General features: G+C 73.6%; 31 protein-coding genes, 1 pseudogene and 1 riboswitch. Of the genes and pseudogenes, 18 read left to right on the forward strand and 14 right to left on the reverse strand.

Annotation, left to right across the window (positions count from 1 at the left end; all coding sequences use genetic code 11):
* Position 1 precedes the first annotated feature (1 nt).
* Positions 2–1,197: pseudogene (locus tag ACIP98_RS25825) on the reverse strand (S1 family peptidase).
* Between the two features lie 272 nt (positions 1,198–1,469).
* Between ACIP98_RS25825 and ACIP98_RS25830 the strand changes: the two are divergent.
* The 4 genes from ACIP98_RS25830 (at position 1,470) to ACIP98_RS25845 (ending at position 4,579) form a co-directional block, all read left to right on the forward strand.
* Positions 1,470–2,195 (forward strand): lysophospholipid acyltransferase family protein, encoded by a 726-nt coding sequence (locus tag ACIP98_RS25830; RefSeq protein WP_319660658.1) that lies wholly within the window; start codon positions 1,470–1,472, stop codon positions 2,193–2,195.
* A 93-nt stretch (positions 2,196–2,288) separates the two neighbouring features.
* Positions 2,289–3,392 (forward strand): NAD-dependent epimerase/dehydratase family protein, encoded by a 1,104-nt coding sequence (locus ACIP98_RS25835; RefSeq protein ID WP_319660659.1) that lies wholly within the window; start codon positions 2,289–2,291, stop codon positions 3,390–3,392.
* Entirely contained in the window at positions 3,389–4,216 is an 828-nt protein-coding gene (locus ACIP98_RS25840; RefSeq protein WP_401978132.1) for a TIGR02452 family protein, read from the forward strand. The genes ACIP98_RS25835 and ACIP98_RS25840 overlap by 4 nt, the downstream gene beginning before the upstream one ends.
* Positions 4,217–4,225: 9 nt before the next feature.
* Positions 4,226–4,579 carry a cupin domain-containing protein gene (locus tag ACIP98_RS25845; RefSeq protein ID WP_319660661.1) on the forward strand — a complete coding sequence of 118 codons (354 nt, stop codon included), beginning with the start codon at positions 4,226–4,228 and terminating at the stop codon, positions 4,577–4,579.
* Between the two features lie 78 nt (positions 4,580–4,657).
* On the opposite strand, the gene ACIP98_RS25850 is transcribed toward ACIP98_RS25845, so the two are convergent.
* Together ACIP98_RS25850 and ACIP98_RS25855 are read right to left on the reverse strand one after the other, a co-directional pair.
* Positions 4,658–6,250 (reverse strand): alpha/beta hydrolase, encoded by a 1,593-nt coding sequence (locus ACIP98_RS25850; protein WP_319660662.1) that lies wholly within the window; start codon positions 6,248–6,250, stop codon positions 4,658–4,660.
* 107 nt (positions 6,251–6,357) lie between these two features.
* Complete coding sequence (locus ACIP98_RS25855) at positions 6,358–7,122, reverse strand: hypothetical protein (RefSeq protein WP_401978134.1); 765 nt, start codon at positions 7,120–7,122, stop codon at positions 6,358–6,360.
* 77 nt (positions 7,123–7,199) lie between these two features.
* Between ACIP98_RS25855 and ACIP98_RS25860 the strand changes: the two genes are divergently transcribed.
* Complete coding sequence (locus ACIP98_RS25860; protein WP_401978136.1) at positions 7,200–8,108, forward strand: LysR family transcriptional regulator; 909 nt, start codon at positions 7,200–7,202, stop codon at positions 8,106–8,108.
* A gap of 292 nt (positions 8,109–8,400) precedes the next feature.
* Positions 8,401–8,718 carry an antibiotic biosynthesis monooxygenase family protein gene (locus ACIP98_RS25865; protein ID WP_319660665.1) on the forward strand — a complete coding sequence of 106 codons (318 nt, stop codon included), beginning with the start codon at positions 8,401–8,403 and terminating at the stop codon, positions 8,716–8,718.
* 103 nt (positions 8,719–8,821) lie between these two features.
* Here ACIP98_RS25865 and ACIP98_RS25870 read toward each other — a convergent pair whose 3' ends face one another.
* The 8 genes from ACIP98_RS25870 to ACIP98_RS25905 all read right to left on the reverse strand — a co-directional run bounded on the left by ACIP98_RS25870 (position 8,822) and on the right by ACIP98_RS25905 (position 14,382).
* Positions 8,822–9,265 carry a type II toxin-antitoxin system PemK/MazF family toxin gene (locus ACIP98_RS25870; protein WP_319660749.1) on the reverse strand — a complete coding sequence of 148 codons (444 nt, stop codon included), beginning with the start codon at positions 9,263–9,265 and terminating at the stop codon, positions 8,822–8,824.
* A gap of 5 nt (positions 9,266–9,270) precedes the next feature.
* Positions 9,271–10,032: an urease accessory protein UreD gene (locus tag ACIP98_RS25875; RefSeq protein WP_401978137.1), complete on the reverse strand. Its 762-nt coding sequence runs from the start codon at positions 10,030–10,032 to the stop codon at positions 9,271–9,273.
* Positions 10,029–10,730 (reverse strand): urease accessory protein UreG, encoded by a 702-nt coding sequence (gene ureG, locus ACIP98_RS25880; RefSeq protein WP_401978138.1) that lies wholly within the window; start codon positions 10,728–10,730, stop codon positions 10,029–10,031. The genes ACIP98_RS25875 and ureG overlap by 4 nt, the downstream gene beginning before the upstream one ends.
* 9 nt (positions 10,731–10,739) lie before the next feature.
* Positions 10,740–11,486 (reverse strand): urease accessory protein UreF, encoded by a 747-nt coding sequence (locus tag ACIP98_RS25885; RefSeq protein WP_401978139.1) that lies wholly within the window; start codon positions 11,484–11,486, stop codon positions 10,740–10,742.
* 8 nt (positions 11,487–11,494) lie between these two features.
* Complete coding sequence (locus ACIP98_RS25890; RefSeq protein ID WP_401978141.1) at positions 11,495–13,216, reverse strand: urease subunit alpha; 1,722 nt, start codon at positions 13,214–13,216, stop codon at positions 11,495–11,497.
* Complete coding sequence (locus ACIP98_RS25895) at positions 13,209–13,520, reverse strand: urease subunit beta (protein ID WP_319660670.1); 312 nt, start codon at positions 13,518–13,520, stop codon at positions 13,209–13,211. Before ACIP98_RS25895 ends, ACIP98_RS25890 begins: the two co-directional genes overlap by 8 nt.
* Positions 13,521–13,529: 9 nt before the next feature.
* Positions 13,530–13,832 (reverse strand): urease subunit gamma, encoded by a 303-nt coding sequence (locus ACIP98_RS25900; protein WP_319660671.1) that lies wholly within the window; start codon positions 13,830–13,832, stop codon positions 13,530–13,532.
* A 256-nt stretch (positions 13,833–14,088) separates the two neighbouring features.
* Complete coding sequence (locus ACIP98_RS25905; protein ID WP_319660672.1) at positions 14,089–14,382, reverse strand: type II toxin-antitoxin system Phd/YefM family antitoxin; 294 nt, start codon at positions 14,380–14,382, stop codon at positions 14,089–14,091.
* 77 nt (positions 14,383–14,459) lie between these two features.
* Here ACIP98_RS25905 and ACIP98_RS25910 point away from each other — a divergent pair, with 77 nt between their 5' ends.
* The 4 genes from ACIP98_RS25910 to ACIP98_RS25925 all read left to right on the forward strand — a co-directional run bounded on the left by ACIP98_RS25910 (position 14,460) and on the right by ACIP98_RS25925 (position 17,149).
* On the forward strand, positions 14,460–15,101 hold the full coding sequence (locus tag ACIP98_RS25910) for an ATP-dependent Clp protease proteolytic subunit (protein ID WP_401978143.1): 642 nt from the start codon (positions 14,460–14,462) through the stop codon (positions 15,099–15,101).
* Positions 15,102–15,107: 6 nt separating this feature from the next.
* Complete coding sequence (locus ACIP98_RS25915) at positions 15,108–15,413, forward strand: hypothetical protein (protein WP_401978146.1); 306 nt, start codon at positions 15,108–15,110, stop codon at positions 15,411–15,413.
* A gap of 383 nt (positions 15,414–15,796) precedes the next feature.
* Positions 15,797–15,956: riboswitch (cyclic di-AMP (ydaO/yuaA leader) on the forward strand.
* A gap of 4 nt (positions 15,957–15,960) precedes the next feature.
* On the forward strand, positions 15,961–16,434 hold the full coding sequence (locus tag ACIP98_RS25920; protein ID WP_319660677.1) for a C40 family peptidase: 474 nt from the start codon (positions 15,961–15,963) through the stop codon (positions 16,432–16,434).
* 73 nt (positions 16,435–16,507) lie between these two features.
* Positions 16,508–17,149: a GNAT family N-acetyltransferase gene (locus ACIP98_RS25925; RefSeq protein WP_319660678.1), complete on the forward strand. Its 642-nt coding sequence runs from the start codon at positions 16,508–16,510 to the stop codon at positions 17,147–17,149.
* Between the two features lie 5 nt (positions 17,150–17,154).
* Here the strand turns inward: ACIP98_RS25925 and ACIP98_RS25930 are convergent, their stop codons facing one another.
* Entirely contained in the window at positions 17,155–17,796 is a 642-nt protein-coding gene (locus ACIP98_RS25930; RefSeq protein ID WP_401978149.1) for a LysE family translocator, read from the reverse strand.
* 73 nt (positions 17,797–17,869) lie between these two features.
* On the opposite strand from ACIP98_RS25930, the gene ACIP98_RS25935 reads away from it, so the two are divergent.
* Positions 17,870–18,835 (forward strand): LysR family transcriptional regulator, encoded by a 966-nt coding sequence (locus ACIP98_RS25935; RefSeq protein WP_401978232.1) that lies wholly within the window; start codon positions 17,870–17,872, stop codon positions 18,833–18,835.
* Here the strand turns inward: ACIP98_RS25935 and ACIP98_RS25940 are convergent.
* Positions 18,795–19,232, reverse strand: coding sequence for an ATP-binding protein (locus tag ACIP98_RS25940; protein ID WP_319660681.1), 438 nt, complete (start codon positions 19,230–19,232; stop codon positions 18,795–18,797). The two genes, ACIP98_RS25935 and ACIP98_RS25940, sit on opposite strands and share 41 nt — an antisense overlap.
* Positions 19,233–19,507: 275 nt before the next feature.
* Here ACIP98_RS25940 and ACIP98_RS25945 point away from each other — a divergent pair, with 275 nt between their 5' ends.
* On the forward strand, positions 19,508–20,362 hold the full coding sequence (locus ACIP98_RS25945; protein WP_319660682.1) for a helix-turn-helix transcriptional regulator: 855 nt from the start codon (positions 19,508–19,510) through the stop codon (positions 20,360–20,362).
* 14 nt (positions 20,363–20,376) lie between these two features.
* Positions 20,377–20,628: a DUF397 domain-containing protein gene (locus tag ACIP98_RS25950; RefSeq protein WP_319660683.1), complete on the forward strand. Its 252-nt coding sequence runs from the start codon at positions 20,377–20,379 to the stop codon at positions 20,626–20,628.
* 2 nt (positions 20,629–20,630) lie between these two features.
* On the opposite strand, the gene ACIP98_RS25955 is transcribed toward ACIP98_RS25950, so the two are convergent.
* On the reverse strand, positions 20,631–21,779 hold the full coding sequence (locus tag ACIP98_RS25955) for an 8-amino-7-oxononanoate synthase (protein ID WP_319660684.1): 1,149 nt from the start codon (positions 21,777–21,779) through the stop codon (positions 20,631–20,633).
* A gap of 147 nt (positions 21,780–21,926) precedes the next feature.
* Between ACIP98_RS25955 and bioB the strand changes: the two genes are divergently transcribed.
* The 5 genes from bioB to ACIP98_RS25980 all read left to right on the forward strand — a co-directional run bounded on the left by bioB (position 21,927) and on the right by ACIP98_RS25980 (position 26,556).
* Positions 21,927–23,138, forward strand: coding sequence for a biotin synthase BioB (gene bioB / locus ACIP98_RS25960; protein ID WP_319660685.1), 1,212 nt, complete (start codon positions 21,927–21,929; stop codon positions 23,136–23,138).
* On the forward strand, positions 23,131–24,432 hold the full coding sequence (locus tag ACIP98_RS25965) for an adenosylmethionine--8-amino-7-oxononanoate transaminase (protein ID WP_319660686.1): 1,302 nt from the start codon (positions 23,131–23,133) through the stop codon (positions 24,430–24,432). The genes bioB and ACIP98_RS25965 overlap by 8 nt, the downstream gene beginning before the upstream one ends.
* Positions 24,429–25,154 (forward strand): dethiobiotin synthase, encoded by a 726-nt coding sequence (gene bioD / locus ACIP98_RS25970; RefSeq protein ID WP_319660687.1) that lies wholly within the window; start codon positions 24,429–24,431, stop codon positions 25,152–25,154. Before ACIP98_RS25965 ends, bioD begins: the two co-directional genes overlap by 4 nt.
* Before the next feature lie 136 nt (positions 25,155–25,290).
* A complete protein-coding gene (locus tag ACIP98_RS25975) occupies positions 25,291–25,956 on the forward strand; it encodes a class I SAM-dependent methyltransferase (protein ID WP_319660688.1) in 666 nt (221 codons plus the stop codon).
* 39 nt (positions 25,957–25,995) lie between these two features.
* Complete coding sequence (locus tag ACIP98_RS25980) at positions 25,996–26,556, forward strand: TetR/AcrR family transcriptional regulator (RefSeq protein WP_401978155.1); 561 nt, start codon at positions 25,996–25,998, stop codon at positions 26,554–26,556.
* Positions 26,557–26,562 lie beyond the last annotated feature (6 nt).

Consider the following 26,562-nt stretch of genomic DNA (forward strand, 5'->3'; position numbering starts at 1 on the left):
GTCAGGCGGTGTGGAGGGTCAGTCCGTACCGGGACAGGATCGGGTTCACGGGCTGGAACCAGGTCTCACCCCCGGAGGAGCAGTTGCCCCAGCCGCCGGAGGTGACGCCCTGGGCCTGGTCACCGCTGATGAACGAGCCGCCGGAGTCGCCCGGTTCGGCGCACACGTTCGTCCTGGTCAGGCCGAACACGCTGCCCCGGCCGCAGTTCACGGTCTCGTTCCTCGCCAGGACCGTGCCGCGGGGCCAGTGGGTCGTGGACCCCGAGCGGCACACCGAGGCGCCCACCGGCGCCTCGGCGGAGCCGCGGACCAGGGCGTCGGGGACGGCTCCCCAGCCGAGCGCCACCGGGACCGTCCACCACCCGCTGCCGACGTCGACCCAACCGTAGTCGTTGCCGGGGAACGTCCCGCCCCGGAAGGCGCCGATGGAGGAGCCGTCCCATCCGTTCACGGCCGCGCCGAGCTGGGCGCAGTGGCCCGCGGTCACGAAGCCGCCGTGGACGGAGAAGCCGATCGAGCAGCGGATGTTGTGGCTGTAGTAGGGGTCGCCGCCGACCGTGCCCGCCGCGAGGGTCACCGGGGCCCGGCCGGCCGGCCGGACCGAGGTGACGACGGCGTACGGCGCGGCCCGGCGGGCCCGGGCCACGAAGGCCTCGGTGGCGGCGACGTGCTCCGCTCCGGCGCGGACGTCGACCACGACGCGGTTGGCGCGCGGGTCGACCCGCCACCCCGTCACCCCGGACGGAGCGGCCTTCGCCCGGGCCGCACGGTCCAGGCCGGCCTTCACCGCGTCGAGTTCGCCCGCGGTGTGCCGGACGAGCCGGGCCGCCGCCCCGGTGCCGCGCACGGCTTCGGCCCCGCGGGTACCCACGACCGCGACGACCGGCCGTCCGCTGTCCGCGTCGTACCAGGAACCGCCGTACGCGGCGCCGGCCGCGCGCCGGGCGGTCGGCTCCAGCCGCGTCGCGGCGGCCTCGTCCCGGAGCCGCTCACGGGCCTGACCGCGGGTCAGCCCCAGATCGCCCGCCACGACGCCGGCCAGTTCCGCCGCGGCGGGCGCCGTGACGCGGGCCGAGGTACCGGCCGCGGAGGCGGAGGCGGTCGAGGCGGCGGCCGAGAGCGAGGTGAGCGAGCCGCCCAGCCCGGCCAGTACGAGGAGGCGGACAGACCCATGCGCGCGCTGGTCCTGCGTCTCATGACAGGTCCCCTGACTGTGGTGGGAGGAAAGTCTGCAGGGGGTGCGGAGGGTGCGGAGGAATACCATGAGAGCGCTCTCACCGACGATGTCGCGGCGAACCCGGGGCCGACGATTAGTCATGTCCACACCAACTTCGCCCACGTCGGCACGAGGGCCGCCCGCAACCGGTGACGGACGGCGAGGCGGGGACCTACACTGGCCGTCCCCGACACGCCTTCCGACGTGGCAGAACGCTGCCCCGAGGCCGAGCCGGACGGTTGGGAGTCGCACCGTGTTCTACTACGTGCTCAAGTACGTGCTCCTCGGCCCGCTCCTCAGGCTGCTGTTCCGCCCGAGGATCGAGGGCATGGAGAACATCCCGGAGGAGGGGGCGGCGATCGTCGCCGGGAACCACCTGTCGTTCTCCGACCACTTCCTGATGCCGGCGATCCTGCCGCGCCGCATCACCTTTCTCGCCAAAGCGGAGTACTTCACCGGCCCCGGCATCAAGGGCCGGCTGACCGCGGCGTTCTTCCGGAGCGCGGGGCAGATCCCGGTCGACCGCTCCGGCGGCAAGGCGGGCGAGTCGGCGATCCGGGAGGGGCTGAAGGTGCTGGCCAAGGACGAGTTGCTCGGCATCTACCCCGAGGGCACCCGCTCGCACGACGGACGCCTGTACAAGGGCAAGGTGGGCGTGGCGACGATGGCGCTGCGCGCGAAGGTCACGGTGATCCCGTGCGCGATGATCGGCACGTACGAGATCCAGCCCGCCGGACGCCGGCTGCCGCGCATCAAGCCGGTGACCATCCGCTTCGGCGAACCGCTGGAGTTCTCACGCTTCGAGGGGATGGACCACGAGCGCTTCGTGGTGCGCTCCGTGACCGACGAGATCATGTACGCCATCCTGGAACTGTCCGGCCAGGAGTACGTCGACCGCTACGCCGCGGACGTCAAGGCCGAGCAGCAGAGCCGGAATCCGGGGCGCGGCGTCGGTTCCCGGCTGCGGCGCGGCGCCTGAGCGGCCCCTCGCCGCGCGCCTTGCGCCCTCAGCGGATCCGCGCAGGGCGAACCCGCCTGGCCGGGGCCCCGGGCGGCCGCCTACCGTCGCCGCATGACGACGGGAAGCGCGTTCGTGATCGGGGCGACGGGACAGATCGGGCGGGCCGCGGTGCGCGCCCTCGCGGAGGACGGCTGGGAGGTGCGCGCGGCCTCCCGCGGGGGCGGCGGCGATGTGCCCTGGCCCGATGGCGTACGGCCCGTCACGGTGGACCGCGAGGACACCGCGGCACTGGCCTCGGCCCTCGGTGACGGCTGCGACGTGCTGCTGGACTGCGTGGCGTACGGGACGGAGCACGCACGCCAGTTGCTGGACCTGTCCGGACGGATCGGTTCCGCCGTCGTCGTCTCCAGCTGCTCGGTCTACGCCGACGACCGGGGCCGCAGCCTGCAGACCCAGGAGGAACCGGACGGCGCCCCGGTGCTGCCCGTCCCGATCCCCGAGACCCAGTCGCTCGTCCCCGCGGGGCCGCGCGACTACGCCACGCGCAAGGCCGCCCTCGAACGTGAACTCCTCGCGGCGGGCGACCGGCTGCCCACGACACTGGTGCGGGCGGGCGCCGTCCACGGCCCGCACGACCTGCGCCCGCGCGAGATGTATTTCGTCAAACGCGCCCTGGACAGGCGGCCGGTCATGATCATGGCCCACAACGGCGAGAGCCGCTTCCACCCGGTCCACACCGCCAATCTGGCCGAACTCGTCCGGCTGGCCGCCCGCCGTCCGGGCTCGCGCGTCCTCAACGCCGGTGATCCGTACGCCCCGACGGTCGCGGAGATCGCCGCCGCGATCGGCGCGCTGCTGGACCACGACGCCGAGACGGTCCTGGTGGACGGGCCGCCGCCGGCCCCGAACGTCGGCGACACCCCGTGGAGCGCGGCGCACCCCTTCGTCCTCGACATGGCGGCCGCCGCGCGCGAGCTCGGCTACCGGGCCGTGACGGGCTACGCGGAGTCGCTGCCGGCGACCGTGCAGGGCCTCGTGGCGCGGCTCGGCGACCGTGACTGGCGTGCCGCGTTCCCGGTGCTGGCCACCACCTACGACCGTTTCGGCGACCTCTTCGACTACGCGGCCGAGGACCGCTGGCTGGCGGAGGGAAAACCCCTCGCTCCCCGGACCGGCCCCCACTGGCCTTCGGCCGTGGGAAGCGATCGTTCATGAGCGCCCGGCTGCGGGCGATGGCCCGGGCGACGGAGGACGTCGTCGCCGCGGGCGGCTACCGCACGGCGCGGGGCACCGAGGTGTCGATCGGCACGGCGGTGCGACGTGCCGTCGCGGGCACCCGGGTCCTCGGGCCGGAGCCCGTCGACCCCGGTGCCGCACCGGTGCTCGCGGCGCCGACCGCCTTCGAGGTGACCGGCGAGGACAGCCTCCAGGCGGCCGGACGACTCGACCGCGAGAGCGCCGGTCCGGTGGCGGTCCTCAACTTCGCCTCGGCCCGCAATCCCGGCGGCGGCTATCTCAATGGCGCCCAGGCCCAGGAGGAGGCGCTGTGCCGCTCCTCGGCCCTGTACACGACGCTGCTCGCCGCGCGGGACTTCTACACCTGGCACCGCACCGACGGCAGTCCCTTCTACAGCGACCGCGTCGTCCACTCCCCCGCCGTCCCGGTGTTCCGGGACCCGCGCGGGGAGCTGCTGGAGGAACCGTTCGAGGTGGGCTTCCTCACCTGCGCGGCGCCCAATGCCGGGGTCGTCGAGCTCCGGGACCCGCCGGCCGCCGTCCGGCTGCCCGCCGCGATCGACGCGCGGGCCTGCCGGGTACTGGAGGTCGCGTCCGCCGGGGGATACCGGGCGCTGGTGCTGGGCGCGTGGGGCTGCGGGGTGTTCCGCAACGACCCGGTACGCGTCGCGGCGGCGTTCCGCGGCCTGCTGCATCCCGGCGGACGCTTCGCGGAGCGCTTCGACCGGGTCGTCTTCGCCGTTCTGGACCGGCAGCGGGACGCACCCACCCGCGCGGCCTTCGCCGCCGCGTTCCCCGGGTAGGGAGGAAGCATGGACAAACGCAACATCGACACCGTCATGGACGCCGTGGAGCAGAAGTGGCTCCCGCACGTCCTGGCCGAGGTCAACGACTACGACGTCAAGGTCGCCAATGTCGAGGGTGAATTCAGCGAGCACACCCACGCCGGCACCGACGAATTCTTCCTCGTGCTGGCCGGCCGGCTGCACCTGGACCTGCCGGACGGCACGGTGACGCTCGGCCCGCACGAGGTGTTCACCGTGCCCAAGGGCGTTCCGCACCGGCCGCGCGCCGAGGAGGGCACCCGCATCCTGATGTTCGAGCCGCGCGGCACGGTCAACACCGGTGACGGCAACGAGGGCACGACGGGTGTGCGCCCGGCCTGACCCGCCCCCTGCCGAGGCAAACGGTCCCGGCCCCCCTCGACCGGGGGCCGGGACCGTTCGTGCGGGGTGGTGCCGGGGTCAGCCCGCGGCCGGCACCGGCGCCGCGTGCGGGGTGCACGTGACGTCGTGGCGGTCCAGCGCGCCACTGACGAAGTAGCCGGTCACCCGGTCGTTGATGCAGGGATTGACCAGACCGGTGACGCCGTGCGAGCCGGCGCCCTTCTCCGTGATCATGAGCGAGCCCTTGAGCCGCTGGTGCAGTTCGACGGCCCCGGGGTACGGGGTCGCCGCGTCACGGGTGCTCTGGACGATCAGGACGCGCGGCAGGCCGTGGCCGGTCCGCACCTCCACCGGGTTCTTCTGCGGGACTCCCCAGGTGGCGCACGGGAGGTTCAGCCATGCGTTGGCCCAGGTCAGGAACGGGTACCTGGCGTGCAGCCGGGTGTTGTCGCGGTCCCAGACGCGCCAGTCACGCGGCCACTTGGCGTCGGTGCACTCCACGGCCGTGTAGACCGCGTTGCCGTTCTCCGCCGCGGTGTTGCCCGCGGTGTCCGACAGGTCCGGGGCCGCCGCGTCGACCAGGGCCTGGGTGTCCCCGGCGAGGTACTTGCTCCAGACCCCGGCCACGGCCGCCCACGACGAGTCGTAGTACGGGGCGGACTGGAAGAGCCCGAGCAGTTCGTTCGGGCCGACGAGACCGCCGATGGGGTGGGCCTTGGCGGTGGCGCGCAGCCGCTCCCACTGCGCCTGGACCTTCGCCGGCGTGCTGCCGATGTGGTAGACGGAGTCGTACTTCGCGACCCACGCCTTCCAGTCGTCCCAGCGGCCCTGGAAGGCCACGTCCTGGTCGAGGTTGTTCTGGTACCAGATCTGGTCGCGGGCCGGGTTGACGACGCTGTCGACGACCATGCGGCGGACGTGCCCCGGGAAGAGCGTGGCGTACACGGCGCCGAGGTAGGTGCCGTAGGAGACGCCCAGGTAGTTGAGCTTTCGCTCGCCGAGCGCGGCGCGGATGACGTCGAGGTCCCGGGCGGTGTTGGGCGTGGTCATCTGGGAGAGCATGGCGGCGCCGGTGCGCTCCTTGCATCCCTCGGCGTACTCGGCCGCGAGCTTGCGCTGCGCCCGCTTGTCGGCCTCGCTGTCCGGGACCGGGTCGGCCTTGGGAGCCTTCACGTACTCCTGCGGGTCGACGCAGGAGATGGGCGCGGAGTGGCCGACGCCGCGCGGGTCGAAGCCCACGAAGTCGTACGCCTTGGCGGTGGCCGTCCAAATGGGGTTCTTGGCGGTGACGCGGAGCGGGAAGCGCATGCCGGAGCCGCCGGGGCCACCGGGGTTGTAGATCAGGGCGCCCTGCCGCTCGGCGGCGGTGCCGGTGTTGCCGATCCGGTCCACGGCGATCCGGATCGTCCTGCCGTTCGGCTTGGCGTAGTCGACCGGCACGGTGACCCAGCCGCACTGGACGGGGGCGGCGATGCCCCAGTCGGCGGGGCAGGCGGCCCAGTCGATGCCCGCCCTGGCGGCGCGCGCGGCGGCGACCCGCACACCGGCGTCCTCCGCGTTCACATGGTGGCCGTGGCCGGCGCCCCCGGCGACCGCGGTCTGCGGCGCGGCGGCGACCACGGTGCCGGCTATCAGGGCTCCGGTGAGCCCGAGCACGGCTGTGCGTCTCACGATGACGTCCCCCTGCTGTTGAGCCGCTTGTGGCGGCGCGAGCACAGAACTTCAGGGGGATCATTTCGCCCGCACGGCCGTCAGGAGAAGATCGTACGGGCGTATCTTTACCAAGCCGTATGCATGACGCGGCGGTTGACCGCGCGGGCGACGGCCGCCGCGGCGAAGGCCCGGACGAGGGGGTGCGGCACCGAGCCGTCCCCCGCCAGCTCCGGCTGGAAGAGGGTGGCCACATAGAAGCGGTGGCCCGGGAGTTCGGCGATCCGCGGCTCGCCCTCCGGGTCGTGACCGGTGAAGGCCAGGCCCCGGCCTGTGAGTTCGCCGAGCCGGTCGCGATTGAGTCCGAAGGAGCAGTGGTAGCGCTCGACGGTCCGCGTGGCGCCGAGCACCGCCTCGGTGCGCGAGCCGGGCGTGATCAGCAGCGGGCCCTCGTGCCCGGCCAGCGAGCAGGCGAGCGGCACGATCAACGCGTCGTCCCCCGCGTCCGGTTCGTTCTCGCCGTGCCGGGCGCCGGCGACGCCGCACACGTTCCGCGCGAACTCCAGCAGCGCGTGCTGGAATCCGGCGCAGGTGCCCAGGAACGGGATGCCCCGCTCGCGGGCGGTACGGATCGCGGCCAGGGCCCCGGCCTCGCTGCGGTACGGGCTGCCCGGCACCGTCCACACCGCGTCGAAGCCCTCGACACCGCCGGTCTCGCCTGCCGCCTCGACCTCCTCGGTGGGGATCCAGTAGGCGTCCAGGAGCAGCCCGTCGCGTGTCCGGAGCGCCTCGAGCAGCCGCGGGACGCGGCGGTGCGAACGCACGGACTCGGAGCGGTCGCCGACGAGGGCGAGACGGGCGGTGGCCTGCGGACGTCCGGTGGTCGAGGTCATGCGCACCATCGTCCGCACCCGTCCGCATCGCGTCCAACGATGATGTGCGCACGGCCGATCAGCGATACTGATCGGCCGTGGACCCTCATCTGCTGCGCACCTTCACCGAGGTGGTCCGGTGCGCCTCCTTCTCCGGCGCCGCGCGGGAACTCGGCTACACCCAGTCCGCGGTCTCGCAGCACATCGCCGCCCTGGAGGCCGATCTCGGGGTGGAGTTGCTGCGACGACGGCCGGTGACGCCGACGGAGGCGGGCGCCCGGCTGCTGGAACACGCCGAACCGCTGCTGCTGCGCCTGGCGGCGGCCCGCGCCGAGGTCACCCGCGTGTCAGGTGCCCCGGCGGCACGGATCACGGCCGGGGTCTCGGCACCCGCCATGGGGGGCCGTCTGGCGCGCGCGGTGGCCCGGCTGCGGGCGCAGCGGCCGCGTGCGGAGGTGACGCTGCGGGTCCTGGAACGGGCCGCGGTGGTGGCCGGCGTGACGGCCGGTGACCTGGACCTCGGCCTGGTGGACGGCGCCGCCGCGCCGAGCGATCCGCTGGGGATGCCGGGCGCCGGTGCCCTGCGGGCCGTGCGGTGCGCGGAGGAGGAGCTGGTCGTCGCCCTGGCCGCGGACCACCCGCTGGCCCGCCGGTCCGGACTGCGGCTGGCCGACCTCACCGACGCCCTGTGGGTGGACGCGCCCGCCGCGGCGGTGTCGCCCGCGGGACTCCACCCGGCGGCGGCCGGCGAGGGCTTCCGCACCGGCGTGCGCTACGAGGGGCCGGACGTGCGCGGGGTGCTCGACCTGGTAGGGGCCGGGCTGGGTCCCGTACTGCTGCCCCGGTCGGCCGTGGCCGGCCGTCAGGGCGTCGTGGCGGTACCGCTGGCCGCACCGCGGCTGGTGCACCGCACCGAGCTCCTGCACCGCCGCGGGGGTCCCGGGGAGGCGGCGGGCGCACTCGCCGCACTGCCGACGGCGGCCGACCCGCCGGAGCTGACGGCCTGACGCCCCAAGGGCCCGCTCACCCGTTCGGCTCATCGGTTTTGCGCCGCCCGGGTGAGGGGGCCACAGTCGTGGGACGGCGGCATTCGGGGTGCCCGCGCCCCATGGGAGTCCGCTCATGGGAAACGCGGGGCAGGACACCCTCTCGCCACGTCACCGACCCGCCGGGGATCCGCGCCTCGCGGTCCCGGCCCGCCGGACCCGCCGCCGTCCCGCATCGTGGCCCGACGGCCGCGCAGAGTGAGCATCCGGCGAAGCAACAGCGTCCTCGTTGTCCCACGGGAGGTCGAGGGTCATGAGTACTTCACCGAAGACTTCACCCACGAAAACGCGCGTCGTCCTGCGCATCCAGCTGCACGAGGGCATGGGCGACCAGTATGCGGCGGCATACGACCTCGTGCACCACGACATCGCCAAGGCCGACGGGTACATCAGCTCCCAGCTGTGCAAGTCCGTCAAGGACCCCGACTGCTGGATCGTCACCAGCGAATGGGCGTCCATGGAGCAGTACCTCGCGTTCGTCGCGAGCGAGGAGTTCACGGCGCGTCGCGCCGGCATGCGCAAGTGCGTGCTGGAGCACGACTCCTCGCAGTACTCCGTCGTCGCGGAGTGATCCGCGGACGCTCCCGCGGACCGGCCCGCGGACCGGCCACGCACGCGAGGGCCCCCGGGCGGCACGACCGCCCGGGGGCCCTCGTCTCGCGTCGCCGCCGGGCTCAGCGCCAGCGGTAGAGCTCCTTGAGCCGGTTCACGACGATGTTGAAACGGCCCCGGTCCAGGGCGCACGCCTCCCGGCGCATGCCCTCGTCGTGCACCCGCAGAACGCGGTCGACGTTGACCCAGGAGGCGCGGCCGGACTTGTCCCAGGGGCCGGAGCCGATGGGCACCCACTCCCGGTCGTCGTTGTGCTCCTTGCTGGAGAGCTGGACGGCGAGCAGGGTTCCGGCCGGCTCGCGGGCCACGACCAGGACCGGACGGTCCTTGCCGCGGCCGTCGTTCTCCTCGAACGGGACCCAGGTCCACACGATTTCCCCGGGGTCGGGGTCTCCGTCGTGGTCCGGGGAGTACTCGGTGCGGACGGGACCGACCTGCTCGGGCTCGGCCTCGGTGGTCGCGCCGGGGCCGTACCGGCCCGGGCTCTCGGTGTCATCGGTGTCTATCGAACTCACGGACCCACGCTAGCCGACAACAGCCGCCGCAGGGACAGCCCGTCCTCCGCCGCGGCGGTGAGCAGGGCGGCCGGCCCCGCCAGCGGGGTGAGCACGGCCTCACCCCGCGCCGGGTCCGCAGCGAGGACGCGCGCGCTCACCGGCTTCTCCTCGAACGCCGGATCCACCACGAGCAGTTGACCCGCCGCCCGGTGCGTGTGCAGCACCGCCGGGCCGGACCACCCCGGCGCGCCGGGGCCGAAGGACAGTGCCTGGTCGAGCAGCGGGCGCCCGCCGACGCGTACGACCAGCCGGGAGACGAGCCGCCCGGGGCGCTCGCCCGCCCGGCCGAGGATCTGCTCCTCGCGCAGCACGAGCCGGGCACCGGGGGCGAGTTCGGCCGTGGTGGTCATGCGCAGGTCGCTGCCCTCGGCCGCGATGAGGGGCTCGGGCAGCCAGTGCAGTACGGCGTCCTCGCCGACGGTCAGCCGCACCTCGTAGTGGGCGGGCTCCCCGGACCGGCCGGGCAGGGACACCGTCGCCGCCGCCGCGTCCACGCGCAGCGCGGCGCCGGGCAGCACGGCCGCGTGGATCGCGAGGTGGTCGCCGCCGAGCGGCGCGCTCATGGCGCCGACGACGGTGACCCGGGCCGTGGCGCCCTCGGACGAGCGGGTGCGGCGCAGCGCGAGCGGGCCGTCCCCGACGAGTTCCGGCAGCGCGGTGCCGCCGCGGCCGTCGGGGGCGGCGGTGATCCGTGCGGTTGCGCGGACACCCGTCACGCCGGGACCGCGGTCCAGGCGGCGATGCGGGCGCGGATCCACTCGGCCACGGGGGCGACGCCGTCCTCCGCGACGAGTGACGTGAACACGACGGGCAGCTCACCGCGTTGCGCCTTCGCGTCGCGGGCCATCCGGTCCAGGTCGGAGCCGACGTAGCGGGCGAGGTCGGTCTTGTTGACCACGAGCAGGTCCGCGGTGGTCACTCCCGGTCCGCCCTTGCGCGGGATGTCGTCGCCGCCGGCCACGTCGATGACGAAGATCTGCGCGTCGACCAGGCCCTTGGAGAAGGTCGCGGTGAGGTTGTCGCCCCCGGACTCGACGAGCACGAGATCCAGCGGGCCGAGGCGTTCCTCCAGCTCCTCGACGGCTTCGAGGTTGGCGGAGATGTCGTCGCGGATCGCCGTGTGCGGGCAGGCACCGGTCTCCACGGCCGTGATCCGCTCGGGCGGCAGGACGGCGTTGCGGAGCAGGAAGTCGGCGTCCTCGCGGGTGTAGATGTCGTTGGTGACGACCGCGAGCGACAGCCGGTCGCGCAACGCCCGGCACAGCGCGGCCACCGTGGCGGTCTTGCCGGAGCCGACGGGGCCGCCGAGCCCGACGCGCAGCGCGCGGCGGCTGCCGTCGAGGCGGGTGACGGGGGTGGCGGGGGTGGTGTACGCGGAGCGCTCGGGGAACTCGTGGTCGTGGTCGAGATGCATGGTGGCGTCCTAGGAGGCGAAGAGGCGTACGGGCCAGGTGGCGTGCTGCTCGGCGTACACGTCGAGCAGCGGCGCGGACGCGGCGGGCAGCGCGCCGGTGCCCTCGGTCAGCGCGCGCCGCGCCGCGTCACCGGCCCGCCGCGCGACCTCGTCCAGGTCGGGGGCGAGCCGTGCGAGCACGGCGGTCACGGCGAACGGGTCCAGGCTCAGCAGGCGTACGGCGGCGGTCGCCGGTCCGGTCACGGACTCGTAGGCCGCCACGTGGGCGGCGTCCGGCGGGGTGAGGCCCGCGGCGCGGGCGGTCAGGCCCAGGACGACGGGCTGGTGGGCGCCGCGGGGCCTGGCGGCGGCGAGCGCGTCGAGGGCCTCCGACGGCCAGGCCGCGCGGGCGGCCCGGGTGAGTTGCCGGCCGAGCCGGCGCGCGGTCGCGCGCAGCGCGGGCGACGGGGTGCGGGCGTCGGCGGCCTCGTCCAGTTCCAGCGGGTCGAGGCCGGCGGCCGCGGCGGCGGCCAGTGCCGCCGCGACCAGTCCTGCGGTGTGCAGCCGGCCCCGGCAGAAGGACTCCAGCGTGGCGGGGCAGCGGATACGGCCCGCCTTGACCGCGGCCTCCGCGCCGCCGGAGTGCGCGTGGCCACCGGCGGGGAAGCGGCCGTCGGCCAGCACCAGCAGTGCCGCCCGGGTCGCGGTGGCGACGGCACCGGTCGCCGTCGCCGTCGTCGTGGTCGTGGTCGTGGTCGTGGTCGAAATCGCGGTCATGGCCGCGCTCAGAAGAGGAAGTAGCGCTGGGCCATGGGGAGTTCCACGGCCGGGGCGGGCTCGACGACGTCGCCGTCGATACGGACGGTGAAGGTGTCGGGATCGACCTCGACCCGGGGCATGGCGTCGTTCTCGCGCATGTCGGCCTTGGTGATCCGGCGCGTGTTGCGGATGGCGACGAACTCCTTGGCCAGGCCGAGCCGTTCCGGCAGGCCGTCCTCCAGCGCCGTGGCGGTGGTGAAGTTCACGGAGTTCAGGCCGGGTGCCCGACCGAGCGCACCGAACATCGGACGGGGCAGGACCGGTTGGGGGGTCGGGATGGAGGCGTTGGCGTCGCCCATCTGCGCGTAGGCGATCTGGCCGCCCTTGATCACCAGTTGGGGTTTGACGCCGAAGAACGCGGGGTCCCACAGGACGAGGTCGGCGAGCTTGCCGGGCTCCACGGAGCCGATCTCGCCGTCGAGGCCCTGGGCGACCGCCGGGTTGATCGTGTATTTGGCGACATATCGACGTGCACGGAGGTTGTCGGCACGCCCGTCACCGGGCAGCGCACCGCGCCGCTTCTTCATCACGTGGGCGGTCTGCCAGGTCCGCAGCACCACCTCGCCGACCCGCCCCATCGCCTGCGAGTCCGAGGAGATGATCGAGATCGCGCCCAGGTCGTGCAGGAAGTCCTCGGCCGCGATGGTGCCGGGCCGGATCCGGGACTCGGCGAAGGCGAGGTCCTCCGGCACCGAGGGGTTGAGGTGGTGACAGACCATCAGCATGTCGAGGTGCTCCTCGACGGTGTTGACGGTGTGCGGCCGGGTCGGGTTCGTGGACGAGGGCAGCACGTTGGGGTGCGCCACCACCGTCATGATGTCCGGCGCGTGCCCGCCGCCCGCTCCCTCGGTGTGGTACGCGTGGATGCCGCGCCCGGCGATCGCGGCCAGGGTGTCCTCGACGAATCCGGCCTCGTTCAGCGTGTCGGTGTGCAGCGCGAGCTGGGCGCCGGTGGCCTCGCACACCGTGAGGCAGGCGTCGATCGCCGCCGGGGTCGCACCCCAGTCCTCGTGGATCTTGAAGCCGAGCGCGCCGCCGCGCAGCTGGGAGCGCATCGCCTCCTGCGAGACGGTGTTGCCCTTGCCCAGCAGGCCGATGTTGACCGGGTAGTGCTCCAGCGCGGCGAACATCCGGGCCAGGTGCCAGGGCCCCGGGGTGATCGTGGTCGCCTTGGTGCCCTCAGCGGGGCCGGTCCCCCCGCCGACGAGGGTGGTGATCCCCGAGGCGAGGGCCTCGTCGGCGATCGTCGGGGAGATGAAGTGGACGTGGGCGTCGATGGCGCCCGCGGTCACGATCCTGCCGTTGCCGGCGATGATCTCGGTCTCCGGGCCGATGACCAGGTCCGGGTGCACCCCGTCCATGGTCTCCGGGTTGCCGGCCTTGCCGATCGCGGCGATGCGGCCGTCCCGGATGCCGATGTCGGCCTTGACCACGCCCCAGTGGTCGAGGATCAGCGCCCCGGTGACGACGGTGTCGGGGGTGCCCTCGGCGCGGGTGGCCCGGGACTGCCCCATCGACTCGCGGATCACCTTGCCGCCGCCGAAGACGACCTCGTCCCCGGAGTTGCCGGGGCCACCGGACAGGTCTCTCTCCACCTCGATCAGCAGATCGGTGTCGGCGAGCCGCACCCGGTCACCGGTGGTCGGCCCGAACAGGTCCGCGTAGACGGCGCGGGAGAGCTCAGCCATCGAGGGCACCTCCGGTCTCGCCGCGCAGTCCCCCGACCACACGCGCGCCGCCGATCGGCACGAGGTCCACCTCCACGGGGATGCCCGGTTCGAAGCGCACCGCGGTGCCGGCCGCGACGGCCAGCCGTTTGCCGCGGGCGGCGGCGCGGTCGAAGCGCAGTCCCGGGTTGGCCTCGGCGAAGTGGTAGTGGGAGCCGACCTGGACCGGGCGGTCGGCGGCGTTGAGCACGACCAGGCGGGTCACCGGCCGGCCCGCGTTGGGCTCGACCGGTTCGTCGCCGTAAAGGATCTCTCCGGGGATCACGCGGGCCCCCTAGGCGATCGGCTCGTGGACGGTGACGAGCTTGGTGCCGTCCGGGAAGGTGGCCTCGACCTGGACGTCGTGGATCATCTCGGGCACGCCGTCCATGACGTCGTCACGCCCGAGGACCTTGCGACCGGAGGCCATGAGGTCGGCGACGGACCGCCCGTCGCGGGCGCCCTCCAGGATGTGCGAGGTGATCAGGGCGATCGCCTCGGGATGGTTCAGCCTGAGCCCCCGGGCCCGCCTCTTCTCCGCCACGTCGGCGGCGACATGGATGAGCAGGCGTTCTTGCTCATGAGGGGTCAGTTGCATGGCCACACCTCGCAGTCGTCCCGGGTGAGCGGGTCCGCGGGCCGTCCCTGACCTGCGGCTCCGTTCTCCGACAGCCGGAGGTCGCAGGCTAGTTCCGCGTCGTTTCGTCCGCGTTAACTCGCCGCCCCTCGACGGAGGCCCGCCGCCGCGCCGGGCGCCCCGGGCAGCATGCCACGACGTCCCGGGCCCGCCGCGCACGACACGTGCGGACCCCGCCGGCCGGGCCGCGCGGGCGCGGCACGCGGCGGCGTGCCGCTCAGGCTCCGTCGTGGCGGGCGTTCGTCGTGCCGCGGTGCTCGGCGGCGATACCGAAGCGGCGCCGTTCGCCCGTGGCGGACAGCGTGGGGCGCACCGAGGAGACGGTACTGACCACGGCCTCGTCCGCGGCCTCGTCGAGTTCCTGGAGTCGTTGCAGGTCAGCGGCGGAGACGAGGGCGACGAGCGGCTTGCCGTGGCGCGTCACGACGACGCGCTCACCGCCGTAGACGACACGGTTGATGAGCTCGGCGAGCTCTGCTCTCGCTTGTGTCACGGGGACTTCATGGGCCATGCTCCCCATCATAACGGGATGTACGTCCTGTACATTTTTACCTGAACGGGGACCCGTGCCCCGACGGAGGTGCCGCAATGCTTCGACCGACCGCCCGCTACGTCCTGCCCGAGTTCACCGAGCGCACCAGTGAGGCTGTGCACTCCCTGGATCCGTACTCCAAGCTGCTCCGGGAACGGATCGTGCTGCTGGGCACACCCATCGACGACACGTCCGCCAACGACGTCATCGCCCAGCTGATCCACCTGGAGAGCGCCGCCCCGGAGCAGGACATCTCGCTCTACATCAACTCCCCCGGCGGGTCGCTCACCGCCATGACGGCGATCTACGACACCATGCAGTTCGTCAACTGCGACGTCTCGACGGTGTGCGTCGGCCAGGCCGCGTCGGCCGCGGCCGTGCTGCTGGCGGCCGGGACCCCGGGCAAGCGGCTGGCGACTCCCCACTCGCGGGTACTGATCCATCAGCCCTCCTTCTCGGAGGCCGTCCAGGGCACCACCGCCGACCTCGACATCCAGGCCAGGGAACTGCTGCGCAGTCGTGACCAGTTGGAGGAGCTGCTGGTACGGCACACCGGACGGGACGCGGAGCGGATCCGGGCCGACATCGAGCGCGACATGATCCTCGACGCCCCGTCCGCGCTCGCGTACGGACTGGTGGACCGGCTCACCGTCAGCCGCAAGGGTGACGACGGGACCGGCCCGCGCGCCCTGCGGTGACCGGCCGTGCTGCCCGAACTGCCGCCGCTGCCGGCCCTGACCCGCGCCGAGGGCGAGCTCATCGACACGTATCTGGAGGTCGTGGATCTGCTGGGAAGGATCAACCCCGCCCGCGTCCGGGACACCTACGGAGCGCTGCGGGCTGCCCAGGCCCTGGCGGGGCGGGCGGCGGAGCTGCGCGACGCGCTGGCCACGATGCATCTGCGGGGGGAGAGCGAACTGCACACCACGACGATCGAGCGGGCCCTGCGCGTGCTCGACGGGGAACGGCGTACGCGAATGGTCACCCTCCCTCCCCCGCCGCCTCGCTGAGGGGACGTCACATCGCCGGGGGTTCGGATCACTTCTCCGCGACCGTGTCATGCGCCACCACGGCCCCGACACGAAGTGACACCGAATGGACTCGCCCGATCGTTGTACGCGGCGTCGACGCGCGCTCGGTCCCGACTTGCGCTCCCCGGCCGCACACATCCGGAATCTGACGCTCCATCGCAGGTGTTCGACTGGTTTCGAGTCGTCAGGCGAGGCTCCCGAGACCGGAGTCCACCCGAATAGGTGAGTCGTGAAGAGACTCACATTCGACCGGATGAGCTATGTCCTGACCGGTTCTGTGAGTAACCATCCCTTCGACGACAAGCCCCCGTCATCCGGCGGGGCGGTCCGCGCGGACGCCGAGTCCTGCCGCCGTCGCGGACGCCAGGTCGACACCGAACGCAACGGCAGGAGCGGAGGACCCGAGTACGACGGGACCGGCCCCCGGGCCGATCCCTTGGGGTGAAGCCGCAGCAGCGGCCGGGCATCTTCGCCTGCCCGAACCCGACAGGTCATCCTTCGCAGGCGGACGACGAAGGGTTTGCGCATGATCGCGCCATCAGCCATGTCCGCGGTTCTCTCCCGGCTCGGGGCGGTATCCGCCCTCACGGCGGCTGCCGTTGCCGGCCCCGCGGTCCTTCCGGACATGGCCCAGCACGCCGAGGCCGCGACGATCCGGGCCAAGGCACTGAAGGTCGCGGCCTCGAAGAAGGGCGCTCCCTACCGGTACGGGGCCACCGGCCCCCGCAGCTTCGACTGCTCCGGCCTGACGCTCTACTCGTTCAAGAGGGTGGGCAGGAAGCTGCCTCGCACCGCCGCCGCGCAGTACAACAGCACACGGCACATCCACAGTTCCGACCGCACCAGCGGGGACCTGGTGTTCTTCCACTACGGGAGCAGCATCTACCACGTCGGGATATACGCGGGCCACGGGAGGATCTGGCACTCCCCCAAGCCGGGCGGCAGGGTACGCCTGGAAAAGATCTGGACCCGCAGCGTCTGGTACGGCCGTGTGAAGTGACCGCCCGTCGCGGGGCCCCGGGACGCGCCCACCCGGAGGCCCCGCGGCGTACCGGCGCGCGTAGCGTGAGGCCATGACGCTGCAGCAGCTGATCGCCGATGCCGCCGAGGGTGTCCTCCCGCCCCCCGACGGCTCGGTGACGGTCCTGCCGCAGCCCTCGGCACGCGACGCGGGCGTCCTCGCCTTCACGGCCCACACCGTGGTCTTCGCCGATGCCGACCCCGGCCGCGTCCGCGAACTGCTGCCGCCCGGCGACCTGTCGGCGCCGCTCAACCCGCCGTTCCTGACCGCCCTGGGCGGGCTGCTCGGGCGCCGGGTGAACGGCATCGACCTGCTGGCGACGGCCGCCGCCCTGCCCGGTCCGCCACCCGGCCCCCCGCTGGCCCTGCGGGAGACCGCGGGGCGCGAGCACCCTCGCGCGGCGCGGGCACTGGCGCACCGGGACGAGGTGCGCGTGTGGACGGTCCCGGGCGGCACCGTGCTCATCGGGCGCGGGGTGGCGGGCCGGTGGGAGATGGCGGTCGAGGTCGAGCCCGCGGCGCGCGGAGCCGGGCTCGGCCGACGGCTGGCCCTGGAGGCACGCCGCCTCGTCCCGGACGGCGGGACGCTGTGGGCCCAGATCGCCCCGGGCAACGCGGCGAGCGTGCGCGCGCTCCTGGCGGCGGGTTTCACACCCATCGGCGCGGAGGCACTGCTGGTGCCCGCTCACGACTGAACGCCTCAGGGCCGCACCCCGGTCAGCAGCACCGCGCCCAGCGCCACCAGCATGCCGCCGCTGACCCCCCGCACCCAGCTCGCCGCCGCGGGCCTGCGCAGCCAGGTGCCGAGCCCGTCGACCAGGAGCGCCACCCCGGGGAACCAGATCAGCGCCATGGCCACCACGATCGCGCTCAGCAGCAGGGTGCGGGGAACGGCGGGCTGCCCGGCCGGGACGAACTGCGGAAGCAGACTGAGGAAGAGCACCGGCGCCTTCGGGTTGAGTGCGTTGGTCAGGAAGCCCTGCCGCAGCCCGCGCACGACCCCGCGGCCGGGGTCCTGGTCGCCGCCGGCCGCGCCGTCCGCCGCGCCGGAGCGGCCGCGGCGCACCGCCGCCACGACCGCGCGCGACCCCAGGAAGAGCAGATAGGCACCGCCCAGCAGCTGCACGGTCCGGAACAGCGTGGGCACCGCCACCAGCACCGCGGCGAGCCCCGCGACCGCGAGGGCGGTGTGCACGAGCAGCCCGCCGGCGATCCCCACACCGGTGGCGACCCCGGTCCGGCGGGATCCGAGCGCGTTGCGCACGACCACGGCGAAGTCGGCGCCCGGCATCACGACCATGCCGGCCGCCACCCCGCAGAAGGCGATGAGATGTGCGTCCATGCCTGCCAGCGTGGGGCCCCGGGACCCTTAGTGTGTATGTGCAATCTTGAGGGCCAGTCCAAAGGAATGCTTACTGTTCGACTCCACCCGTCTCGCCGGGCTGGTCGCGGTGGCCGAGGCCGGATCGATCACCCGGGCCGCCGCGCGCCTCGGCTACACCGCGCCGGCGCTCTCTCAGCAGCTGGCCAAGCTGGAACGGGAGGCCGGCGCCGAGCTGCTGGTCCGGACACACCGCGGCGCGCGGCTCACGGCGGCGGGCGAGGTGCTGGTCGCGCACGCCCGACGGGCGCTGGACGAGATGGACCGGGCCCGGCTGGAACTGTCGCAGTTGCGCGGGCTGTCCGGGGGCCGGCTGCGCATCGGCACGTTCACGACGGCGGGCATCCATCTGCTGCCGCCCGTACTCACCGCCTTCCGCCGCGAACACCCGGAGGTGGAGCTGCGCGTCGCCGAGTACGAGCCGCCGGCCGGGGTGGCCGCCGTCGCCGCCGGGGACGCGGACCTCGCGCTGACCCATAACTACGAGGGGGGGCCGGATCCGGCACCGCCCCCCGGCGTCACGGTGGAGCCGCTCCTCGTGGAGGACCTGGTCCTCGTGACGTCCCCCGGGCACGCGCTGGCCGCCGCGCCCGGCCCGATGCGCTGGGCCGAGCTCGCGGGCCAGCCGCTGGTGAGCAGCGCACCCGACTACCCGAACCGGCAGGCGATGGAGGCGGCGCTGCGGGCCGCGGGCGTGCGCCCGGTCGTGGTGTGCGAGACCCCCGCCTACGTGACGGTGTGCGCACTGGTCAGTGCGGGGCTCGGGATGGGTCTGGTGCCCAGGATGATGGCGGAGTCCTCGGTGGTGCCGCTCGGGGTGCGTGCGCTCGCGGCACCCGGTATCCACCGGACGATCGCGCTCGCGAGCCGCGGTGACGACACGTCACCCGGCGTCCGCACCCTGCGCGCCCTGCTGCTGGGAACCTACCGGCGCCCCGCGACGACGCCGGGCGCGGCGCTCACTCCACCGGGGCGGCCGCGGCCACCCACGGAAGGGTGATCCAGACGGTCTTGCCGCCCTCGACGGTAGGGGTGACATGGAGCCGGCCGCCGGCCTCGGCGGTGAGGTGCCGGATGATCACCATGCCGCGGCCGTTGTCCTGCTGGACGGCGGCCGGCAGCCGCTGGGGCCAGCGCGGGTGGCTGTCGGTGACCCCGATCCGCAACTGCTCGTCGCGGTCGAGCTGGACGTCGAGGGTGAAGGTCGGCGACTGGCCGAGGGTGTGCAGGACGGCATTGGTGGCGAGTTCGGAGACGATGAGCCGGACGGCGTCGGCGGGCGACGAGTCCTCCGCCATCCCCCACTCCACCAACAGGTCGCACACGTAACGACGGGCCGCGGGTACCGAGGCAGGGTCGCTCGGCAGGGTGACGGATACTTCCTGATGGTCTGCCATGGCGACGCTGTCCCTTTCCCGCCGTGACCGGGACTCCGGCGCACGCCTGTCCGGGCCGCGCGCCCGGCCGCCGGTGGTCCGTACTTCCCGTACGGTGCGCACCGGCTTCCACGCGCCAGAGTGCCACCCATCGTGCCGTTAAACAGGGGCCACCACAGCTATATGCATATATCTGTCGCCCAAAGCGGTGAACTCTGCTACGAGAGAACGTATTTGCGCGGCAGACTTCGCCCGGGGACCGGCGGGGCATGCCGGGAACCAGGAGGTACACAGTCATGCAGCAGGTGCCGGCGGTCCGCCGCCGCAAGATCGGCTCCGAATTGCGCCGTCTCAGGGACACGGCCGGCCTGACGAGCGGAGAGGTCGCCCTCCGCGTGGGCTGGCATCAGTCCAAGGTGAGCCGCATCGAGACCGGCCGCAGCGGCGTGCGCCCGGAGGACGTGACCGCACTGCTGGACGCGTACGGCGTCCGCGACCAGCGGCTGCGCGACATGCTGGCTGCGCTGGCCGGCGGTGAGGGCGTCCGGCGCGGCTGGTGGCACGAGTACCGGGAGGAACTCCCGTCCGCGTACCGGGACTTCATCAGTCTGGAGACCGACGCCTGCCGGGCCCGCACCCTGGAGACGACCGTGGTGCCGGGGCTGCTGCAGACCCCGGACTACGCCCGCGAGCTGACCCGTTCGGTGCTGCCCCAGCTCGGCCCGCGGCAGGTCGCGACGCTGGTCGACGTGCGCATGGCGCGGCAGGCGGTGCTCCGCGGGTCACCGCCGCTGGAGCTGTGGGCCGTGCTCGACGAGGCGGTGCTGCGGCGCAGTGTGGGGGGCCCGGAAGTGATGGCGGCGCAATTAAGCCATCTTGTGGAGCTCGGTTCCCTGCCCCATGTGCATCTGCAGGTGCTGCCTTTCTCGGCCGGTGGCCATATCGGCGTCACGGGGCCTTTCGTCATCTTCTCGTTTCCGCGCATTGCTGATCTGGATGTTGTCGTTCTCGACCAGTTGACGAGTAGTCTCTATCTGGATCAGAAAGAGGACATCAGGGCGTACGGTGCCGCCTTCAACAGATTGCGCTCCCACGCCCTGTCGAGTGAACAGTCGCTGTCCTTCATCACCGGCATCGGCAAAGGCGCGTAAGGAGGCACACCCCCATGTCCAGCGCACTGCCTCAGTACGTTTCCTCCAGTGCGTCCCTCTTCGGCGTGAATTGGCGACGCAGCAGCTACAGCACGGCGGCGAACAACTGCGTCGAGACGGCCCTGCTCCCCTCCGGGCCGCTCTCGGGACAGCTCGCCGTCCGCGACTCCAAGGATGTGCGCGGCCCGGCCCTGCTCTTCTCCCCCACCGAGTGGAACGCGTTCCTGGACGCGGTGCGCACAGGAACCCTCACCGAGCGCCCCTGAGCTCAGCGGCGTGGCGGCGCCGTACGGACGATGGTCCCGACGGCGTCGCCGATCTCCCGGTCGGTCAGGTCGGCGCGGGCGGTGAGCCGCAGACGGGAGATCCCGTCCGGCACCGACGGAGGCCGGAAACACCCCACACCGAGCCCCGCCTCCCGGCAGTCCGCGGCCCATTGCACGGCCGCCTCCGGCGAGGGCGCCCGCACCGACACCACGCACGCGTCCGGCGCGGTGGTCTCCAGCCCCGCAGCCGCCAGTCGTTCGTACAGCTCACGGGCCACCTCACGGGCCCGCGCGGCGCGGTCCGGCTCCCGGCGCAGCAGCCGCAGCGCCCCCAGCGCGGCGCCCGTGGCCGCCGGCGCGAGGCCGGTGTCGAAGATGAACGTCCGTGCCGCGTTGACCAGATGCCCGATGACCCGGGCCGGGCCGAGCACCACGCCGCCCTGGCTGCCCAGCGACTTGGACAGCGTGGCCGTGCACACCAGCCCCGGGGCCCCGGCCAGCCCGGCGGCCGCCGTCGCGCCCCGGCCACCGTCCCCGAGGACGCCGAGCCCGTGCGCGTCGTCGACCAGGAGCGCGGCCCCCGCCTCGGCGCAGGCCGCGGCCAGTTCACCGAGCGGGGCAGCGTCGCCGTCCACCGAGAAGACCGAGTCGGTGACGGTCACGGCCGGGCCGTCGTGCCCTGACAGCGCCTTACGCACGGCCTCGGGGTCGGCGTGGGCGACGACCTCGGTGGATGCCCGGGAGAGCCGGCAGCCGTCGATGAGGGAGGCGTGGTTGCCCGCGTCGGAGACGATCAGGGTGCCCGGCTCGGTGGTCAGCGCGGTCACCGCGGCGAGATTGGCGGCGTACCCCGAGGCCAGCACCAGGGCCGCCTCGAAGCCGCAGAACGCGGCGAGTTCGGCCTCCAGCTCCGCGTGCAGTTCGGTGCTGCCGGTCACCAGCCGTGAGCCGGTCGACCCGGCGCCCCAGCGCAGGCACGCATCGGCACCCGCACGGGTGACCTCCGGGTGCCGGGCCAGGCCCAGGTAGTCGTTGGAGGCGAGGTCGAGCAGCGGCGACCGCGCGGGGCGGGGCCGCAGGGTGCGCACCAGCCCCGCGGCGCCGCGCCGTTCGGCGTGCGCGTCGATCCAGTCGAACGGGTCGCGGGCCATGGTCGTCCCCGGGGTCGTCGTGAGGTCTCTGCAGCACCGTAGTGTGCCCTGCCGGTTCGCACGGTGTGGTGATCCACACACCCTGCGCGAGCGGTCTTGTGGGGTGCCTCATTGGCTCCGGATCGCCGCGTGCGTCAGGATCACGGCATGGATCTGCTCAATGGGTTGGTGGAGAAGGGGCTGCGCCGCGAGCTGCCCACACGCGAGGAGGCCCTCGCCGTGCTGGTCACCTCCGACGACGAGCTGCTCGACGTGGTGGCCGCGGCCGGCAAGGTGCGCCGGGCCTGGTTCGGGCGCCGCGTGAAGCTGAACTACCTGGTCAATCTCAAGTCGGGGCTGTGCCCCGAGGACTGCTCGTACTGCTCGCAGCGGCTGGGTTCCGAGGCCGGTGTCCTCAAGTACACCTGGCTGAAGCCCGAACAGGCGGCGGCCGCCGCGGCGGCGGGGGTCGCGGGCGGCGCCAAGCGGGTGTGCCTGGTGGCCAGCGGGCGCGGACCGACCGACCGCGACGTGGACCGGGTCTCGAAGACCATCGAAGCCATCAAGGAGCAGAACGAGGGCGTGGAGGTCTGCGCCTGCCTCGGCCTGCTCTCCGAGGGGCAGGCCGGCCGGCTGCGCGGCGCGGGCGCCGACGCGTACAACCACAACCTCAACACCTCCGAGGCGACCTACGGGGACATCACCACCACGCACACCTACGCCGACCGGGTCGACACGGTGCAGCAGGCCCAGGCGGCAGGCCTGTCCGCCTGCTCCGGTCTGATCGCGGGCATGGGCGAGAGCGACGAGGACCTGGTCGACGTCGTGTTCGCGCTGCGGGAGCTGGACCCCGACTCGGTCCCCGTCAACTTCCTCATCCCGTTCGAGGGCACGCCGCTGGCCAAGGAGTGGAACCTCACCCCCCAGCGGTGCCTGCGCATCCTCGCGATGGTGCGCTTCGTCTGCCCCGACGTGGAGGTCCGCATCGCGGGCGGCCGCGAGGTGCACCTGCGCACCATGCAGCCGCTGGCGCTGCACCTGGCCAACTCCATCTTCCTGGGCGACTACCTCACCAGTGAGGGCCAGGCGGGTCAGGCCGACCTCGACATGATCGCGGACGCCGGCTTCGAGGTGGAGGGCGCCGGCACGGTCACCCTCCCCCAGCACCGCGCCGACGTCGCGGACGCGCGGGCGGGTGCCGGATGCGGCTCGCACAGCGACGGCTGCGGCTCGCACGACGCCGGGGAGGGCGGTTGCGGCCCCTGCGGCGGACACGGCGACGCCGCCCCGGTCCCGGCGGGCACCGCGGGTGCCCCGCGCACCGACCTGGTGGCGGTGCGCCGTCGCGGCACCGGGACGGACCTGCCGCCCAATGCCTGAACCGCTCACCGCGGGCGAGCTCCTGGCACTGGACCGGGAGCACGTCTGGCATCCGTACGGGCCCATGCCGGGCCGTCAGGACCCGCTCGTCGTCGAGTCCGCCGCCGGGGTCCGGCTGCGGCTCGCCGAACCGGTCGAGGGCGTGACCGAACTCGTGGACGGCATGTCCTCCTGGTGGTCGGCGATCCACGGCTACAACCACCCGGTGCTCAACGAGGCGGCGCGCGGCCAGCTGGACCGCATGAGCCACGTCATGTTCGGCGGGCTCACGCACGAGCCCGCCGTCCGGCTCGCCGCCCGCCTGGTGGAGATCACCCCGGAGCCGCTGCGGCACGTCTTCCTCGCCGACTCCGGCTCCGTGTCGGTCGAGGTCGCCGTCAAGATGTGCCTGCAGTACTGGCGCTCCCTCGGCCGGCCCGCCAAGCAGCGCCTGATGACCTGGCGCGGCGGCTACCACGGCGACACCTGGCAGCCGATGTCCGTGTGCGACCCCGAGGGCGGCATGCACGGGCTGTGGTCGGGGGTGCTGCCCCGTCAGGTCTTCGCCGACGCGCCACCGGCCGAGTACGACGACGCGTACGCCCGCCATCTGCGGGAGAGAGTCGCCCGCCACGCGCACGAACTCGCCGCGGTCGTCGTGGAGCCGGTGGTGCAGGGCGCGGGCGGCATGTCCTTCCACCCGCCGGCCTATCTGCGGGTGCTGCGCGAGGCCTGCGACGAGCACGACGTGCTGCTCGTGTTCGACGAGATCGCCACCGGCTTCGGCCGGACCGGCACGCTCTTCGCCGCCGAGCAGGCGGGCGTCTCCCCCGACGTGATGTGCGTCGGCAAGGCCCTCACGGGCGGCTATCTGACCATGGCCGCGACCCTGTGCACCGCCCGGGTCGCCGACGGCATCTCCCGGGGCGAGGTCCCCGTCCTCGCCCACGGCCCCACCTTCATGGGCAACCCGCTGGCCGCGGCCGTCGCCTGCGCCTCGATCGACCTGCTGCTCGGGCAGGACTGGGCCCAGGAGGTCAAGCGCATCGAGGCCGGACTGCGGGACGGGCTGGCGCCGGCCGCCGCCCTCCCGGGAGTGCGGGACGTACGGGTGCTGGGCGCGATCGGGGTCGTCCAGCTCGACACCCCCCTCGACGCTGCTGCCATGGCGGCCGCCTCGCGGGCCGCCGTCCGCGGGGGGGTATGGTTGCGGCCGTTCCGGGACTTGATCTACACGATGCCCCCGTACGTGACGGGGGACGAGGACGTCGCGCGCATCTGCGCGGCGGTGTGCGCGGCAGCGGAGGCGGCATGACGGTGTTGTTCGTGACCGGTACGGGCACGGAGATCGGCAAGACGGTGGTCTCGGCGGCCATCGCGGCGACCTCGCTCGCGGTGGGCTTCAGCGTCGCCTACCTCAAGCCCGCCCAGACCGGCCTCGGTCCCGACGAGCCGGGCGACGCCGCGGAGGTGACGCGGCTGGCCGGGCACGAGCTCACCGGCGTCGAACTCGTCCGCTACCCCGACCCCCTGGCCCCGGCCACGGCGGCCCGGCGCGCCGGCATGCCGTCCGTGGGCCCGGGTGAGATCGCCGAGGCCGCCGCGAAGCTCGCGGCCGTCCACGACATCGTCCTGGTCGAGGGCGCGGGCGGGCTCCTGGTCCGGTTCGACCAGGACGGCTCCACGCTCGCGGACGCGGCGAAGATGCTGGGTTCACCGGTCCTCGTCGTCGCGCCCGCCGGGCTCGGGACGCTCAACACGGCCGCCCTCACGGCGGAGGCGCTGCGGGCCCGCGCACTGGCCTGCGCCGGTTTCGTCATCGGCAGTTGGCCCGGCGACCCGGACCTGGCGGCCCGCAGCAACCTCGCCGACCTCCCGGACTGCACCGGAGCACCGCTGATCGGCGCCGTCCCCGCAGGGGCCGCGGCGCTCTCGCCGGACGCCTTCCGGGAGGCCGCGCCGGGCTGGCTCGCGCCCCGCATCGGCGGCCTCTGGGACGTCGACGCCTTCACGGCGATCTGGTCCTCCATCATCTGACGGCTCGAACGGCCGTCCGGCGGCGGCCGAACCGCGAGCCGGAACTGCGCACCACGAGGCATGGCGGGCCCGCCCCGGCGGCAGAATCCGGAAGAGGGGGGCACGACGAGGCGTACTCGACAAGAAGGGGCCTGCCATGCCCATCCGTTCCAGCGTGATGCGCGAGCCCGTCCACCACCCGCTGTTCGCCCGCTTCTACGCCCGCTGCGCCCGGGGCGCCGAGACCCGTATGGGCCTGGCGGAGCTGCGGGGGGAACTCCTGGCCGGGCTGTCCGGCCGGGTGATCGAGATCGGTGCCGGCCCGGGACTGAACTTCCGTCACTATCCGCGCACGGTGGCGGAAGTCGTGGCCATCGAACCCGAACGGCATCTGCGCCGGCTGGCCGTGGACGAGGCGCAGCGTGCGCAGGTGCCGGTGGACGTGGTGCCGGGCGTCGCGGAGGCCCTGCCGGTCAAGAGCGAGGGTTTCGACGCCGCGGTGTCCTCACTGGTGATGTGCTCGGTGCGGGATCCGGCGCGGGCGCTCGGCGAGTTGCTGCGCGTGCTGCGGCCGGGCGGTGAACTGCGGCTGCTGGAACACTGCCGGGCCCCGGGCCGCGGCGGGGCGGCGGTGCAGTGGGTGGCGGACCACACGTTCTGGCCTCTGCTGTTCGGGGGCTGCCGCACGGGACGGGACACTCCGGCGGCGGTGCAGGCGAGCGGCTTCGAGCTGCTGGAGCTGCGCCGCCTGCGCGTCCCGGAGCACGGGCTCCAGGTGCCGAGTTCACCGCATGTACTGGCCACGGCGCGCCGCCCGGGCTGATCTTGCCCGCTGTACCTACCGGTATGTACAGTCACCCGCGTGGACACCCCCGACCGGTTGATCGAGAGCACCCGCGCGCTGCTGTGGGAACGCGGCTACATCGGCACCAGCCCCAAGGCCATCCAGCAGCGCTCAGGTGTCGGCCAGGGGAGCATGTACCACCACTTCTCCGGCAAGCCCGATCTCGCGCTCGCCGCGGTACGGCGCACCGCCGCGGAGATGCGCGCTGCGGCCGAGGAGCAGCTCGCCGGGCCCGGGACGGCGGTCGAGCGGATCACCCGCTATCTGCGGCGCGAGCGCGAGGTGCTGCGCGGCTGCCCGGTGGGCGGGCTCACCCAGGACCCGGAGATCGTCACCAGCCCGGCGCTGCGCGCTCCGGTGGACGAGACCTTCGAGTGGCTGCGCGGCCGGATCGCCGACGTGCTCGCGGGCGGCCAGGCACGCGGCGAGATCGCCCCCGGGCTCGACCCCGACGACATCGCCGCGACCGTCGTCGCCGTCCTCCAGGGCGGCTACGTGCTCGCCCGCGCGGCCGGCTCGGCCGCGCCCTTCGACCAGGCCGTCAGCGGAGTGCTGGCGCTGCTGTCGCATCACTCCTAGGCGGTT

The organism is Streptomyces sp. NPDC088354 (assembly GCF_044753585.1).
Lineage (GTDB): Bacteria > Actinomycetota > Actinomycetes > Streptomycetales > Streptomycetaceae > Actinacidiphila.

Excerpts from the sequence above, each read along its gene's own strand:
- ACIP98_RS25835 (WP_319660659.1), top strand. The coding sequence starts at position 2,289 with ATGACGACGGGAAGCGCGTTCGTGATCGGGGCGACGGGACAGATCGGG.
- ACIP98_RS25840 (WP_401978132.1), top strand. The coding sequence starts at position 3,389 with ATGAGCGCCCGGCTGCGGGCGATGGCCCGGGCGACGGAGGACGTCGTC.
- ACIP98_RS25845 (WP_319660661.1), top strand. The coding sequence starts at position 4,226 with ATGGACAAACGCAACATCGACACCGTCATGGACGCCGTGGAGCAGAAG.
- ACIP98_RS25855 (WP_401978134.1), bottom strand. The coding sequence starts at position 7,122 with ATGACCTCGACCACCGGACGTCCGCAGGCCACCGCCCGTCTCGCCCTC.
- ACIP98_RS25865 (WP_319660665.1), top strand. The coding sequence starts at position 8,401 with ATGAGTACTTCACCGAAGACTTCACCCACGAAAACGCGCGTCGTCCTG.
- ureG (WP_401978138.1), bottom strand. The coding sequence starts at position 10,730 with ATGCATCTCGACCACGACCACGAGTTCCCCGAGCGCTCCGCGTACACC.
- ACIP98_RS25885 (WP_401978139.1), bottom strand. The coding sequence starts at position 11,486 with ATGACCGCGATTTCGACCACGACCACGACCACGACCACGACGACGGCG.
- ACIP98_RS25890 (WP_401978141.1), bottom strand. The coding sequence starts at position 13,216 with ATGGCTGAGCTCTCCCGCGCCGTCTACGCGGACCTGTTCGGGCCGACC.
- ACIP98_RS25900 (WP_319660671.1), bottom strand. The coding sequence starts at position 13,832 with ATGCAACTGACCCCTCATGAGCAAGAACGCCTGCTCATCCATGTCGCC.
- ACIP98_RS25905 (WP_319660672.1), bottom strand. The coding sequence starts at position 14,382 with ATGGCCCATGAAGTCCCCGTGACACAAGCGAGAGCAGAGCTCGCCGAG.
- ACIP98_RS25910 (WP_401978143.1), top strand. The coding sequence starts at position 14,460 with ATGCTTCGACCGACCGCCCGCTACGTCCTGCCCGAGTTCACCGAGCGC.
- ACIP98_RS25920 (WP_319660677.1), top strand. The coding sequence starts at position 15,961 with ATGATCGCGCCATCAGCCATGTCCGCGGTTCTCTCCCGGCTCGGGGCG.
- ACIP98_RS25925 (WP_319660678.1), top strand. The coding sequence starts at position 16,508 with ATGACGCTGCAGCAGCTGATCGCCGATGCCGCCGAGGGTGTCCTCCCG.
- ACIP98_RS25930 (WP_401978149.1), bottom strand. The coding sequence starts at position 17,796 with ATGGACGCACATCTCATCGCCTTCTGCGGGGTGGCGGCCGGCATGGTC.
- ACIP98_RS25940 (WP_319660681.1), bottom strand. The coding sequence starts at position 19,232 with ATGGCAGACCATCAGGAAGTATCCGTCACCCTGCCGAGCGACCCTGCC.
- ACIP98_RS25945 (WP_319660682.1), top strand. The coding sequence starts at position 19,508 with ATGCAGCAGGTGCCGGCGGTCCGCCGCCGCAAGATCGGCTCCGAATTG.
- ACIP98_RS25950 (WP_319660683.1), top strand. The coding sequence starts at position 20,377 with ATGTCCAGCGCACTGCCTCAGTACGTTTCCTCCAGTGCGTCCCTCTTC.
- ACIP98_RS25955 (WP_319660684.1), bottom strand. The coding sequence starts at position 21,779 with ATGGCCCGCGACCCGTTCGACTGGATCGACGCGCACGCCGAACGGCGC.
- bioB (WP_319660685.1), top strand. The coding sequence starts at position 21,927 with ATGGATCTGCTCAATGGGTTGGTGGAGAAGGGGCTGCGCCGCGAGCTG.
- ACIP98_RS25965 (WP_319660686.1), top strand. The coding sequence starts at position 23,131 with ATGCCTGAACCGCTCACCGCGGGCGAGCTCCTGGCACTGGACCGGGAG.
- bioD (WP_319660687.1), top strand. The coding sequence starts at position 24,429 with ATGACGGTGTTGTTCGTGACCGGTACGGGCACGGAGATCGGCAAGACG.
- ACIP98_RS25975 (WP_319660688.1), top strand. The coding sequence starts at position 25,291 with ATGCCCATCCGTTCCAGCGTGATGCGCGAGCCCGTCCACCACCCGCTG.